Here is a 12,358-nt window from a genome sequence, read left to right as displayed (position 1 = left end):
TAGCGGAGGAGTCGGCGGGATCGGAGGAAATCCTGGCTTGTCGCAGCTTAAACTAATGTCTTGCTGATGACAGTAGTATTTTCCAGGGAAGAACTCCACGCATGACATTCGCCCTTTTAGTTTTGCACGCAGATCAGCTGCGGTAGCGCTACCGGTAAAACAAACGGTGATGATGACCAAACTTGAAATGATTCTTAGCATGCAAATTCTTCTCCCACATCCAAAAGATGAATTGATACCATGTTTCCCGCAGGGTCTGCGAATGAATTCTCAGCCCGACGTCTTTTGCGATCGTGTCAGCAGCACTGCATGTTGACAAATTCCGTAAATCCGAATTTCTGTTTGACGCGCGGCCGCCAATGTGGTTCCTTGCCCCTGGGAATCAAAACAGGGGCTTGCATCACCATGCTCGACACGATCCGTTCTAACTATCCCGGGTTCATTGCGCTGCGCACTCTCGGCGACCTCGACCAGTACGAGGCCGCGATCGAGACATTCGCCGGCGGTGGAAGCCGCGTCCAATTAATGACGTCTCTGATGGGGCTCGGGATTCCGGCGGATCAGATTCGGATCTTGGCGAGCTATCCCGGCCGGAAGTTGCCGGCGATGTGCGCGGAATGATCTTCGCTTGCGGGACGGCGACCCGACACTCACGATGGCCACAATGGTCTCGATCAAAAAGCTAATCAATTGCCACGACTGCGCACATCCAATCTCGGGGAACGCGGCCGCATGCCCCAGTTGCGGGTCACGGCATCCCTTCGGCCTTCCAAAGCTTGGTCCAAGGCGAACGCCCATCCATAACGTCGAGGCGCGCAACGATCGCAACGTGTTCTTGATCGCCGGCACGCTCTGCGCATTGGGCACCTTCTATGGCTTCGCGACGAGTTCGGGACAATGGTCGGCGACAATGCTGATGGTTGCCTACGGCACTGTCGGTATCTTGGTCGGCGTGCCGGTGGCGGCGCTGTTCAACATTACTCGTCGACTCTGGTCGTAGCCCGGCAGCTCGGATTAGTCTAAATGTTGACTTTCAATATTTAACCAGCTATTGTCGGCAACATGAAAGCCAGTCTCCTCAAGGCAACAGCCGCCGAACTGACATCGCTTGCCGCCGGCACCGCCGCCGACCACTTTCGAGATCTTCAATCCGGCAAGTTGGTCTCGAAGGGCGCGCCCGGCCGCTACGGCGGCGTAGTCATGACCGACACCGACCGCGTCAACACGCTGCTCGGGTTCGCGTTCGATCCGCCCCGAGGCGAGTCACGCGTGGCACACGTGCAGCGGGTCAGGCGATTTGAACTTTCGAGCGCGACTTACAGTCCGCTGCGGTCAAAACTGGTCGCGGAGGACAGCGCACGGGCCGCATTCCAATTCGTGAAAGGGCTCACTAAGTTCGATGACCTAGGTACAGCGCTGGACGGACTAGTCGGTAGCATCCGCACAAGCGCTTTTGCAGATTGGGAAGGCGAGAACCCCGCGGACATCGTAGTCGACTTCCACGGGGACAGATCGGTCACGATGATGATCGATCGACCGCGAACGAACAATTCGGCGGTGTTCATCTTTGAACCCAACAAGGCAGCAGGTATCGCCGCAATCGAGCGGATCACGCGCCTTCATCGCGCCGTGTTCGAAAAATTGGCAGCAAACGAAACGGCCCCGGATCAGGACTGATCGCAGGGCCGCGGACGTCTCGGTAAATAGCTTGGCGGCCTTTACCTAGCACAATCCGCGATTTTTGCAATCAGAACTTGGTTCGGGGCTCCATAGTAAAGGAGTACCCATGAGTTTGAGTCTGTTGGAAATCGACGAGGCCGAACGCCTTTCCGCCAGCCTTAGCATCGATGCGCTTCACGATCTCACCTACTGGTGGTGCGGTGGCAAGTACGAGCCGGAAATGTCGCCTCCACTAGCTCTTGGATGGGACATCCATCGCCAGTGGCCCAACTCGGAAGGCTTCGAGATCTGGCGTGATCTCATGCATGAGTACGAATCGCCACTGCTCGCCGAGCATCTGCTAGGCCCCGGCGACCCGCGCCAGCCCGTGACCATAGAGCAATACGAAGCGGCCCTAGTCGACGAGTGGGCAGCCTACGACCGCCCCAAGCATTGGTTAGATCAACTCATTATCGACGTGATGCACTACGAACGCGAGCGTGGTTACGAGCCATGCGGCGACGCGTGGGAGCGCACGGAGAAAATCCTGAACGACTTGGCCGCCAAGGTGGGGGCGAAGCGCGCGGCCGATCAAGCAGAACGAGATGCCCGAGTTGAGCGCCACCGGAAGCGGGTTCAGAAATTTTTCGATCTCGACGACGCCGGCTATGCCCAGTGGCAAGCGGACACGCGCCCTTGGGGCGATGGGCTGAAATTCGAACGTTGGCGGGATCGCCACTTCCGCGAACTGCTGGAGAAAACCAAAGCGATGCCCGTGATCCCGTTTCCGAAGCCGGCTGCACCCACCAACCTGATTCAGTCGTCGGGTCAGTTCGTTTGCGATTTCGTGCCGCCAGACTACGTTGTCGACCGGATCTTCCAGCGGCGCTTTTGCTACTCGATGACCGCCAAAACGGGCGGCGGCAAGACCGCGGCAGCTATGCGCCTCGCTGCACACGTGGCGACAGGTCGTTCGATCGGGGGCATCGAGGTCGAGAAAGGGACCGTGATATACGCGGCCGGCGAAAATCCCACCGACGTCCAAGCGCGATGGCTGGGGGTGACCCAAGAGATGGGCATCGACCCCGACGCCGTGGACGTCCATTTCATCAACGGCGTAGTGAAGATTTCGGAGAACGTTGCGAACATCGAAACTGAAGTGGTTGCCAAGGGCCTAAAGCCAACCCTGATCATCGTCGACACCGTAGCCGCGTATTTCGAGGGCGACGACGACAATGACAACGTCCAAATGGGCAACTACGCCCGCCTACTGCGCTCTATGACAAACCTTCCTGGTGGGCCATGCGTGCTCGCCCTAGCGCATCCGACTAAGCGCGCGGCCGACGACGACCTGATCCCGAAGGGCGGCGGGGCGTTCTTGAACGAGGTGGACGGCAACGTTGCCTTGCGCCGGAACGGTCAACTGATTGCCTTCGAAGCCCTTGGGAAGTTTCGCGGACCATCGTTCGAGCCCGTACACTTCGAACTGGTGGTCGTGCAGCACCCGAAGCTGCGGGACACCAAAGGGCGCCCAATCCCGACCGTTGTCGCTCGGCCCGTCTCGGACATGGGCCTCGTGGAGCGCGAGCGAGCGAATGAGCGGGACGAGGACGCGCTCTTGCGGACCATCGATCAGCATGCCCGCAAAAGCCGCCGGGAAGTGGCGAAGTTGCTCGGAATGAGCGACAGCCGCGTGTACCGCTTGGCGCAAAAGCTCGAACAACAGAAACTGATCCGCTCGGAGCGCAATGGCTGGACGTTGACGGCCGTCGGCCAGCGGGAGCTAAACAGCATGGATTCGCGTGGTTCAGGGGTGAACCAACCACCGCTACCGCCGGCGCGTTTTCCAGGTCCAAATTGAACGAACCACGGGGCGAACCAAAACCGAACCATGAGAGCCAAAAGCCCTGGATTCAAGCTGGTTCGCCTGAACCACTCCGTGAACCACGGACGACACGATGGGGGGCATTTCTGCCCCATCATCGTCTGGTTCGGTTCAGTCATATCCCTATAGGTGAACCAGTGAACCAACGCGCGTCGTCAACATGGAAATGAACTGGAAAAGTGAACTTGGCTAACCGCAAGTCACCTCAATTAAGGAGTATCCGCACTTATTCCCGCCTTTTGTGTTGATACGTACGCCATTAGATGGCGACCCTTTGCACATTTGCGATGCGATCTGATCGTCGCCCCCGAAAAAACCGCATGTGAAGAATGCGTCGTGCGGCCCCGCGCAATTGGCTTCGAATTCTCCCGTACAGACCACTCGCCTCGCAACTTTCGTCTGCGGAGCTGGCGTAGGAGTTGGGGTTGGAACGGGTGACGGATTGGCTTGGGGAGTTGTTTGAGACGTTGTCGACGCGGAAGCTGGCGGCGCCTCTTCCTCCGGAGGAGCCTTGAACGCTGATATCGAGAACTGGCCATCACTATCAGTCATTTGGACCTGTACGCCAATCTCATGTGTCGAGCTTGCGCTGGGTACGCAGATCTTTCCCGTTCGATAATAGTCGGTCGCCCTCAGGGTCCTCGCGTTGCTTTCGTTATCACTGATTTGAACACTTACTTTAGCGGGCGGCCGAACGGCTGCGAAATAGTACCGACATTCTCCCTTCGGAATGTGGATTTGCACCGTCTTCGTGTCCCCCTCCTTAAAGGAGCCGCTTGTGTATTCGTCAGTCGGCTCTGCGAGTCCAAACATCTTTTGTTGTCTGGAGAGAAGGAAATCGTTCCAGAACTCATCGGGCAGATTTTGCGAAGCGACGAAGACCCGCCACGTCGCGGCATTCGCGGCGTAGATTCTCAACAGCTCGACACCTGATCCAATTACTACAAGGACGAGCGCAAACTGCATGAAGCGGCCAGCGGCGGCGCTTTTCGAAATTAGCAGGATCGTTGCCAATACCGCGACAGCGAGGCCAAGGCCAATGGCTCCATAACTGAGATAGCCGCCAAGCGTCTGAACGATTTCTTTTGAGAGCATTGCGGTCTCCGCGGCTGGCAATTTCCTCAGTCAACGCAGGAAAGGAATTCTATCCGGGAGCACTTACAAGTTGAAGTGTCCTTATGCGGACGCTTTTGTTAATTCGCGTGCTCTCTGGCACCAGTTCGCGTCGCATTGTTCGTTGGATGCGATGAGCTTTAGTTCTACTGACTAGTGCTCTGTTAGCCTTCGTTACTACAGTTGCAGCACTTTCGATAATTCACTGATTTTTTCCTTATCCGGGGTAAACATCAGGGTATCGAAACGCGAATTCGCGTGGCCAGATCGCAGGTGAGTTGAGTAATGGGCAAAACCGGCCCGAAGTGTTCTATCTGCTCCCACAAGTCTCGGCACCAGATCGAGATTGGGCTCGCGCATGGCATCGCGCACAACGCGCTCGCCCGCCGCTTCAATGTGAGCGCCGATGCAGTCGGTCGCCATGCTGCCAACCACGTCAGCCCGGCTATGCGGGCGGCGATCCTGACGGCGCAGAAGCCCACCGAGATTGACCTCGAGGCGCTACAGACGAGCGAGCAGGAAGGCTTGCTGTCGCAGCTCGTGCACCAGCGCGCGCGCCTGCAACAGCACGTGGCCACCGCAATAGACTTCGCCGACATCAAAGCGGCCATCAGTGCGGAGGGGGCCATTACGGCGAACCTGGCCTTGGTCGGGAAGCTGCTCGGCATGATCGTGCAGCGCCACGACGTGCGGTCGACGTCGCTCCTGATCAGCGCCGATTACCTGGCGGTGCGCCAGGCGATCGTCAACGCCCTGCGCCCCTTCCCCGCGGCCTCGCAGGCAGTCGGTGCGGCCCTGCATCGGCTGGAAAGCGACGCTGCCCACGACATCACGCGGCGCGCCGGCAAGCCCCTCTTGGTAATCGATGCCCAGGCGATCACGCCCCCGCCCTGTCCAGTGCCGCCGCCATGTTGATGGCCACGGACTTCGCCCGCGCCTTGGATCCTGCGCTGCTCGCACAGGACGCGGACATTGATCTAGACCAGTGGCAGGCCGACTTTGTGCGTTCCAATGCGCCGCAGGTCGCAATGCTGATACCCCGGCAGCACGGGAAAACTGAGGCGGCCGTGATGAAGGCGCTTTCGGTGGCCACGGCAGAGCCCGACAGCCTGGTTCTGATCGTTTCGCCGGCGCAACGCTTGTCCGATGAATTCGTGCGACGGGCGCGCTCCGCCTACGGTCGTATCGCGAATGCCCCCGCGCTGATCGGCGACGCCGCGCGCCGCATCGAACTCGAGAACAGGAGCCGCATCCTGGCGCTGCCCGGCGACAATGACGGCGACACGCTCCGCGGCCTGGCCAACGTGCGCCTCGCGATTATCGACGAAACGAGTCGGTGCTCGGACGCGCTAATTACCGCCGTCCGGCCCATGCTCGCCACGAACACCCGCGGCCAGCTCGTCTATTTGTCCACGCCCAAAGGCAAGCGCGGCGTTTTTTACGAGACGTGGACCAGCAATGACCCGGACTGGCATCGCATCCACGTCGAGTTGGGATCGTGCGACCGCATCACGCCCGAATTCTTGGCCCGTGAGAGGAAGAATCTCGGTGAGACGAAATTCCGCGAAGAATACCTTTGCGAATTCCTAGACTCGGACATCGCAGCGTTCAACTCGAGCCTAGTGGAAATGATGTTTGACCCTGAGGTGAGGCCGCTATGGAAATGATGACGATGGTGGACCCGTCTGGATGGCGACGCGCCGACGTGCGCCCGCGCGACGAATGGATCGTGGGTCTCGACGTCGGCCAGTCCATCGATCCAAGCGCGATCTGCGCGCTCAATTACAAGGTTATCCCCGGTGAGCACGTGCGCGACGATAAGAACCGCGTGTTGCGCCAAACCAAGACCGAACGTTTTCTGGTGCGGCATTTGGAGCGCCTGCCGCTGGGCATGCCGTACCCGCAGCAAATTGAGCATGTGGCGAATCTGTTGGGACGTGAACCCTTGGTCGGCGCGACGTTCGCGCTCGACTTCACCGGTTGCGGCCGCCCCGTCGCTGATCAATTCGAACGGGCCGGCTTGCGCCCGCAAAAGGTCTTGATCACCGCCGGCAACGAAGTGACGATGAACGGCGGCAACACGCACCATGTGCCGAAAGGATTTCTCGTCTCTGGCCTAGAATCGCGCATGCACTCGGGAGAGCTAAAGATCGCTGCTGATCTGATGGAGTCGACGGCGCTCAAGGAGGAATTGCGGGACTTTGGACGCAAGGTCTCCGAAAGTGGACGCGTCACCTACAACGCACGGTCCGGCGCCCATGACGACCTGATCCTAGCGATCTGCATCGCGCTGTTCATCGCGACGAACAGGCCGACGTGGCACCGGGAAGAGTTGAGGCTTTAGGCTGGGGGAGGTCGTCGATCACGTGAGAAACGACGGTTAATAGGTTCGTTGCAAAACTCCGAGCCTCAGCGAGCTTTTCGTCTTCTTCTAGATTGAGTTGCAGTACCGACGCTAACCACTCGGATTTGTGTTTCCGGGAAAAGCTCCTGCAGAAGCCCTCTAATTCGCCCTCCTTCAAAATCAGTAGACCGACCGCCTCCGAAGCCGCAGATATCCTCTGAAACGCATTGATGAGGGTGGCGTCGGCGAATCCTCGGTAGCCATCTTCTTTGATGCGCTGCCATGGAGATGGTGTCTTTCCGATATCCGCTATTTGTTTCCGAGATTGATCCGTAATCGAAGAGGTATTGCGCAGTTCATTTGCGATCCTCTCCAGCTCCAGCGCGACTTCTATGCTGGTCGGATCTTTTCGTTTCGACTGAACTCGACTAACAAGAAGCGTCAAATCTTTTTCTATCTCGGCAGCATTTCCGCCCATCGTAGAAAAAAGCGCTAAAAATTTTGCTTTGTCCGAGAGTACATCAATGTCAACCACCGCGACGACGGGGACGCTCACAAGCTTCAAAGCCTTGGCGATGCTGGTCACTTTATCTTTTCCGCCGAAATGATAAAATCGAATGTCAGGCCGCCGCTGTTCCGTCGTGATCGCATCAATTAGAGCCCTGAAAAATCGGGCATCTGATTCTCCCTCACAAATGATGGCCGCTTCGTGAAACAGGGCGGAGAGGACATCAGAGGTTCGTAACAGCGGGTCTGTCCAAAGATTTGTTATTTGAGTGGAGTCCAACACAGATACGGCAGTGGCATCATCTTTTTTGCGAACTATTCTCGCAACCGTTACACGGTCGCCCGAGACATCAAGCAGACCTCTTATAAATTCGTCGTTGTGCGTCGCGACGATTATTTGAGTTTGTTCCGGTGTCTCTCGCGCGATGACGTCAGCCAGTTTACGTATCTGCGGCGGGTGCAAAAACGCCTCTGGCTCGTCGATTAGAACCACCTTTTTTGGGTTCACTAACAGACTGAGCATCATTCCTGCAAAGCTCCGCATCCCGTCGCCTTGCCGCTCAAGCTGCGGGAGTTGAGCGAGCCGCGCTACACTCTCCCGGGTGAAGCTAGGGGTATTTGTGTGCGGACCATTTTTGCTAATATGAAGCTTTAGTCTATCCCCGGCTAACCGGTTTAGAACTAGGTGAACCCCGAATATGCGTTCGAATAGCGAACTGATCTTGCTCTCAGTCTCGCTATCAAATTCCAGCCACTGAATCGGCTTCTTAGATTGCTCCGGCCGATTTTCACGTGTCGAAGGATTTGCGGCCTCGAGTCGCTTGATGGCGGTGAGGTGGTTAAAGAAAGAAATAGCTGCGCGTGAACCGACAAAACTCCTCTTTATATCATCTTCAAAATCAGAAATGCGGTAGGGTCTTCCATCTAAGTTCACATAGCCCATGTCGGCTGGAAGAGATTTCAAGTTTACGTACTCGACAAATGCGTTAGTCGGGCCCTTCGCTCGGACTGAAACCGAACGCAAGAGCGGGCCAAGAGCGTGTCCATCAACCACGTGATCGAAAATTTCTGTCAACGTTGAGCTTTTGCCGACGTTGTTTGCACCCGTCAGCACCAAAATCGAATCGTGCCGCAGCGAGATGCTTCTTCCATCTGAGAACTCGATTTGGGTGAGATGGAAATCCAGGCCGCGTTGGCTGTCCAACGGGGGCGGTTGAGTGCTTGGTCGCTTCCACCGATCCAACCAGCTCATTCAAAGCCCCCTCGCGGAAAACGCCGTTACCCCGCACGTTACCTTTTAAGAAATCCGGATGCCCTGAATTCCGGCTAAGTATTGGTCGGAGCGAGAGGATTTGAACCTCCGACCCCTAGTCTCCCAGACTAGTGCGCTAACCGGGCTGCGCCACGCTCCGAACGTCGTTCCATTAGCTAGGATCGCCGGTTTGCGCAAGGCGAGGTCACACCATTTTGGATTTTGGTGCCTCTGCCGAAAGGCACCGGAACTGCCCCCAAAGCCGAGGAGATCCGGCGTCAGGCGTCCTTGAGCGCCTGATCCAGCATTTCGCGGCAGGCGATGAGTTCGGCGAGCACCCGTCCGAGGCGCTCCCGGTCGATGGCGCTGGGGCCTGCGGGCGCGGCGGGGGTGCCGCCCTTGCGGAAGGTGGTGAGGATTTCCTCGTCGTCGGTCTCGGAGAAGCGGAAGTCGATGCCCTCCTCCTCCTCGCCCTGGTAATCGTCGTCGTCACTATCGCGGGCGCCGCGGACGCCGGTCTCCTCCTCGGGCTCCATCAGGCTGGCGCCGACGGCGTCCTCGATAGCCCCGAACGAGACCGCGGCCGCGCTGTCGGCGAGGCCCTGCACCGATTTGACGCCGTGCTCCTTGAGGATCCGCTGCACGCCGCGGATGGTGTAGCCCTCGCCGTAGAGGAGACGGCGGATACCCTTGAGCAGGTCGACGTCGTCGGGGCGATAATAGCGGCGGCCGCCGCTGCGCTTCATCGGCTTGATCTGGGAGAAACGCGTCTCCCAGAACCGCAGCACGTGCTGCGGAATGTCGAGTTCCTGCGCTACTTCGCTGATGGTTCGGAACGCATCCGGCGCCTTGTCCAAATGCCAAATCCTTATCCGGAAGGCGGATTACGCCTCGGGTTGCGCCTTGCTGGCGTCGCCATTGGTGCGGTGCTGGGCGTTGATCCGCTGCTTCAGGATTGCGGACGGCTTGAACACCATGACCCGGCGCGGCGAGATCGGCACCTCGGTGCCGGTCTTCGGGTTGCGACCGATGCGCTGCCCCTTCTTGCGGACCATGAAGGAGCCGAACGAGGACAGCTTCACCGTCTCGCCTTTCTCAAGGCAATCGGTGATCTCCTTCAGCACGAGTTCCACGAAGGCAGACGATTCCGTGCGCGACAGCCCCACCTTCTGGTAGACGGCTTCGCACAGATCGACACGCGTTACGGTTTTACTTTGATCGGTCATCGCCCTGCCCCACATCACGGCGAACAATTGTTGTCTGAAATTATGAGCTTACGATACGGCGGTCAACAGCGCTCATCAATGCAGGCGCATCGATAATCCGATCTGATTCGGGCAAAATTTTATCGACTGTGGCTTACCAGCGCACCAGCGCGGAGCCCCAGGTGAAGCCGCCGCCCATGGCTTCGAGCAGAACCAGGTCGCCGCGCTTGATGCGGCCGTCCTTGCGCGCCACCGACAGCGCCAGCGGGATCGAGGCCGCCGAGGTGTTGCCGTGAAGGTCCACCGTCAGCACCACCTTTTCCGGCGCGATGTGGAGCTTGTGCGCGGACGCGTCGATGATTCGCTTGTTGGCCTGGTGCGGCACGAACCAGTCGATGCTGTCGGCATTGAGCCCGGTCGCCTTGAAGGCATCGACGATCACATCGGTGATCATGCCGACCGCGTGCTTGAAGACCTCGCGGCCCTCCATGCGCAGATGGCCGACAGTCTGGGTCGAGGACGGGCCGCCGTCGACGAACAGCTTCGCCTTGTGGCGGCCGTCGGAGCGCAAATGCGTGGTCACGATCCCCCGGTCGGTCGCGGCATTGCCCGGCTGCTCCTGCGCCTCCAGCACCACCGCGCCGGCGCCGTCGCCGAACAGCACGCAGGTGCCGCGATCGGTCCAGTCGAGGATGCGCGAGAAGGTTTCCGCGCCGATCACCAGCGCGCGCTTGAAGGCGCCCGTGCGCAGGAAATTATCGGCGGTGGCGAGCCCGAACACGAAGCCCGAGCACACCGCCTGAAGGTCGAAGGCCGCGCCATGGTTGATGCCGAGCCCATGCTGCACGGCGACCGCGCTGGCGGGGAAAGTGTTGTCAGGGGTCGAGGTCGCGAGCACGATCAGGTCGATCGACTGCGCGTCCACGCCGGCATCGGCGAGCGCAGCCTGCGCCGCCTTGAGCGCCAGATGCGAGGTGAACTCGCCCTCGGCCGCGATGTGCCGCTCGCGAATGCCGGTGCGCTGCACGATCCACTCGTCGGACGTGTCAATGCGCGCCGCCAATTGGGCGTTGGTCACCACCTGCTCCGGCAAATAAGAGCCGCAGCCCAGCACGACCGAACGAATTTGAGTCACGAAACAGCCTCCTGCGCGGCTTGCACGGAATTGAGTGCACCACCTTCGCGGTTGAGCATCTGATTGATCTTGTTGAGGAGATCGAATTTGACCATCTCATAGCCAACATCAATCGCATAGGCAAAGCCTTCGGCGGCGATTCCGCCATGGCTCTTGACCACGATCCCGTTCAACCCCAGCAACACGCCGCCGTTGGATTTGTTCGGGTCCATCTTGTTCCGCAGGGCCTGGAAGGCGTTGCGCGCAAAGAGATAGCCGAGCTTTGACAGCCAGCCCCGTTTCATCTCGTCCCGGAGCAATTCCGCCATCTGCCGTGCGGTTCCCTCCGCGGCCTTCAGCGCGATGTTGCCGCTGTAGCCTTCGGTGACGATGACGTCCGCCACTCCCTTGCCGATGCCGTCGCCCTCGACGAAGCCGAGATAGTCGAGCTCGGGGAGGTTCCTGGCGCGCAGGATTTCGCCGGCCTCGCGAATCTCCTCGTGCCCCTTGATCTCCTCGACCCCGATATTGAGCAGGCCGACCGTGGGACGCTTCTTGTTGAACAACACGCTGGCCATCGCCGCGCCCATGATGGCGAGCGACACCAGATGGTGGGTATCGCCGCCGATGCTGGCGCCGAGGTCGAGGACCACGGAATCGCCGCGCCTGGTCGGCCACATGCCGGCGATGGCCGGACGATCGACGCCCGGCAGCGTGCGCAGGTGGAAGCGCGACATCGCCATCAGCGCGCCGGTATTCCCGGCGGAGACCGCGACATCCGCCTCGCCCTTTTTCACAGCATCGATGGCAAGCCACATGGAGGAGGTCCTGCGGCCGCGCCGCAGCGCCTGGCTCGGCTTGTCCTCGCCGCTGACCGCGACATCGGTATGGATGATCTTCGAGGCGGCCTTCAGCGCGGGGTGGCGGTCGAGCTCGGGCTCGATCTTGGCGCGGTCCCCGATCAGCAGGAATTCGATCTCGCGATGCCTGGCAAGCGAGATGGCGGCGCCTGGGATGACCACCGCGGCGCCGGCGTCGCCCCCCATGGCGTCAAGCGCGATGCGAACCTTGCTTGGCATAAAAGTCCTGGAAACCTGGTCTGGTGCGGTCTTGAACGAGCGGGGCCGCAAATGGGTTCGCCACGAACATGGCGGTCGGTCAAGCGCCACGCCGCACCCGGACCGGGGCGCGACAATAGCGTTTTGTTATCCCGAAACAACCTCTTGCCCCCAGCCTTTTGCATTCGGGACGATCCGGCCGCAGACGGCGGAATTCACGA

The 12,358-nt window shown here is 59.4% G+C and carries 13 protein-coding genes and 1 tRNA gene; 7 read left to right on the top strand and 7 right to left on the bottom strand.

The genetic code is table 11. From position 1 onward, the window contains the following. Positions 1-405 precede the first annotated feature (405 nt). The 4 genes from IVA75_RS25410 to IVA75_RS25395 all read left to right on the top strand — a co-directional run bounded on the left by IVA75_RS25410 (position 406) and on the right by IVA75_RS25395 (position 3,520). Positions 406-621 (top strand): hypothetical protein, encoded by a 216-nt coding sequence (locus IVA75_RS25410; RefSeq protein WP_247289384.1) that lies wholly within the window; start codon positions 406-408, stop codon positions 619-621. 208 nt (positions 622-829) lie between these two features. After that, a complete protein-coding gene (locus IVA75_RS25405) occupies positions 830-1,000 on the top strand; it encodes a hypothetical protein (protein WP_247289382.1) in 171 nt (56 codons plus the stop codon). A 62-nt stretch (positions 1,001-1,062) separates the two neighbouring features. Then, the gene (locus IVA75_RS25400; protein WP_247289380.1) at positions 1,063-1,677 is read left to right on the top strand and encodes a hypothetical protein; all 615 of its coding nucleotides are present in this window, start codon (positions 1,063-1,065) and stop codon (positions 1,675-1,677) included. Between the two features lie 109 nt (positions 1,678-1,786). Beyond that, the gene (locus IVA75_RS25395; RefSeq protein WP_247289378.1) at positions 1,787-3,520 is read left to right on the top strand and encodes an AAA family ATPase; all 1,734 of its coding nucleotides are present in this window, start codon (positions 1,787-1,789) and stop codon (positions 3,518-3,520) included. Positions 3,521-3,733: 213 nt separating this feature from the next. Here IVA75_RS25395 and IVA75_RS25390 read toward each other — a convergent pair whose 3' ends face one another. Beyond that, a complete protein-coding gene (locus IVA75_RS25390) occupies positions 3,734-4,639 on the bottom strand; it encodes a hypothetical protein (protein ID WP_247289377.1) in 906 nt (301 codons plus the stop codon). 303 nt (positions 4,640-4,942) lie between these two features. Here IVA75_RS25390 and IVA75_RS25385 point away from each other — a divergent pair, with 303 nt between their 5' ends. The 3 genes from IVA75_RS25385 to IVA75_RS25375 are packed head-to-tail and all read left to right on the top strand — an operon-like array spanning position 4,943 to position 7,001. Continuing rightward, complete coding sequence (locus IVA75_RS25385; protein WP_247289375.1) at positions 4,943-5,572, top strand: hypothetical protein; 630 nt, start codon at positions 4,943-4,945, stop codon at positions 5,570-5,572. Beyond that, entirely contained in the window at positions 5,566-6,324 is a 759-nt protein-coding gene (locus IVA75_RS25380; protein WP_247289373.1) for a terminase family protein, read from the top strand. The genes IVA75_RS25385 and IVA75_RS25380 overlap by 7 nt, the downstream gene beginning before the upstream one ends. Further along, the gene (locus tag IVA75_RS25375) at positions 6,315-7,001 is read left to right on the top strand and encodes a hypothetical protein (RefSeq protein ID WP_247289371.1); all 687 of its coding nucleotides are present in this window, start codon (positions 6,315-6,317) and stop codon (positions 6,999-7,001) included. Before IVA75_RS25380 ends, IVA75_RS25375 begins: the two co-directional genes overlap by 10 nt. Here the strand turns inward: IVA75_RS25375 and IVA75_RS25370 are convergent. From IVA75_RS25370 to plsX, 6 genes are all read right to left on the bottom strand, one after another. Continuing rightward, the gene (locus tag IVA75_RS25370) at positions 6,952-8,760 is read right to left on the bottom strand and encodes an AAA family ATPase (RefSeq protein WP_247289369.1); all 1,809 of its coding nucleotides are present in this window, start codon (positions 8,758-8,760) and stop codon (positions 6,952-6,954) included. The two genes, IVA75_RS25375 and IVA75_RS25370, sit on opposite strands and share 50 nt — an antisense overlap. Positions 8,761-8,842: 82 nt before the next feature. Beyond that, positions 8,843-8,920, bottom strand: a tRNA-Pro gene (locus IVA75_RS25365). 118 nt (positions 8,921-9,038) lie between these two features. Next, the gene (locus IVA75_RS25360) at positions 9,039-9,617 is read right to left on the bottom strand and encodes a MerR family transcriptional regulator (protein WP_007611070.1); all 579 of its coding nucleotides are present in this window, start codon (positions 9,615-9,617) and stop codon (positions 9,039-9,041) included. Between the two features lie 27 nt (positions 9,618-9,644). Next, positions 9,645-9,986: an integration host factor subunit alpha gene (locus IVA75_RS25355; protein ID WP_018456841.1), complete on the bottom strand. Its 342-nt coding sequence runs from the start codon at positions 9,984-9,986 to the stop codon at positions 9,645-9,647. Positions 9,987-10,119: 133 nt separating this feature from the next. Further along, complete coding sequence (locus IVA75_RS25350) at positions 10,120-11,100, bottom strand: beta-ketoacyl-ACP synthase III (protein ID WP_026233249.1); 981 nt, start codon at positions 11,098-11,100, stop codon at positions 10,120-10,122. Continuing rightward, entirely contained in the window at positions 11,097-12,158 is a 1,062-nt protein-coding gene (gene plsX, locus IVA75_RS25345) for a phosphate acyltransferase PlsX (RefSeq protein ID WP_247289367.1), read from the bottom strand. Before plsX ends, IVA75_RS25350 begins: the two co-directional genes overlap by 4 nt. Positions 12,159-12,358 lie beyond the last annotated feature (200 nt).

This window comes from Bradyrhizobium sp. 134, from assembly GCF_023074155.1.
Classification (GTDB): Bacteria; Pseudomonadota; Alphaproteobacteria; order Rhizobiales; family Xanthobacteraceae; genus Bradyrhizobium.
This window is presented reverse-complemented; position numbering and strand designations above follow the sequence as displayed.

Excerpts from the sequence above, each read along its gene's own strand:
- plsX (WP_247289367.1), bottom strand. The coding sequence starts at position 12,158 with ATGCCAAGCAAGGTTCGCATCGCGCTTGACGCCATGGGGGGCGACGCC.
- IVA75_RS25410 (WP_247289384.1), top strand. The coding sequence starts at position 406 with ATGCTCGACACGATCCGTTCTAACTATCCCGGGTTCATTGCGCTGCGC.
- IVA75_RS25400 (WP_247289380.1), top strand. The coding sequence starts at position 1,063 with ATGAAAGCCAGTCTCCTCAAGGCAACAGCCGCCGAACTGACATCGCTT.
- IVA75_RS25370 (WP_247289369.1), bottom strand. The coding sequence starts at position 8,760 with ATGAGCTGGTTGGATCGGTGGAAGCGACCAAGCACTCAACCGCCCCCG.
- IVA75_RS25390 (WP_247289377.1), bottom strand. The coding sequence starts at position 4,639 with ATGCTCTCAAAAGAAATCGTTCAGACGCTTGGCGGCTATCTCAGTTAT.
- IVA75_RS25355 (WP_018456841.1), bottom strand. The coding sequence starts at position 9,986 with ATGACCGATCAAAGTAAAACCGTAACGCGTGTCGATCTGTGCGAAGCC.
- IVA75_RS25375 (WP_247289371.1), top strand. The coding sequence starts at position 6,315 with ATGGAAATGATGACGATGGTGGACCCGTCTGGATGGCGACGCGCCGAC.
- IVA75_RS25385 (WP_247289375.1), top strand. The coding sequence starts at position 4,943 with ATGGGCAAAACCGGCCCGAAGTGTTCTATCTGCTCCCACAAGTCTCGG.
- IVA75_RS25395 (WP_247289378.1), top strand. The coding sequence starts at position 1,787 with ATGAGTTTGAGTCTGTTGGAAATCGACGAGGCCGAACGCCTTTCCGCC.
- IVA75_RS25380 (WP_247289373.1), top strand. The coding sequence starts at position 5,566 with ATGTTGATGGCCACGGACTTCGCCCGCGCCTTGGATCCTGCGCTGCTC.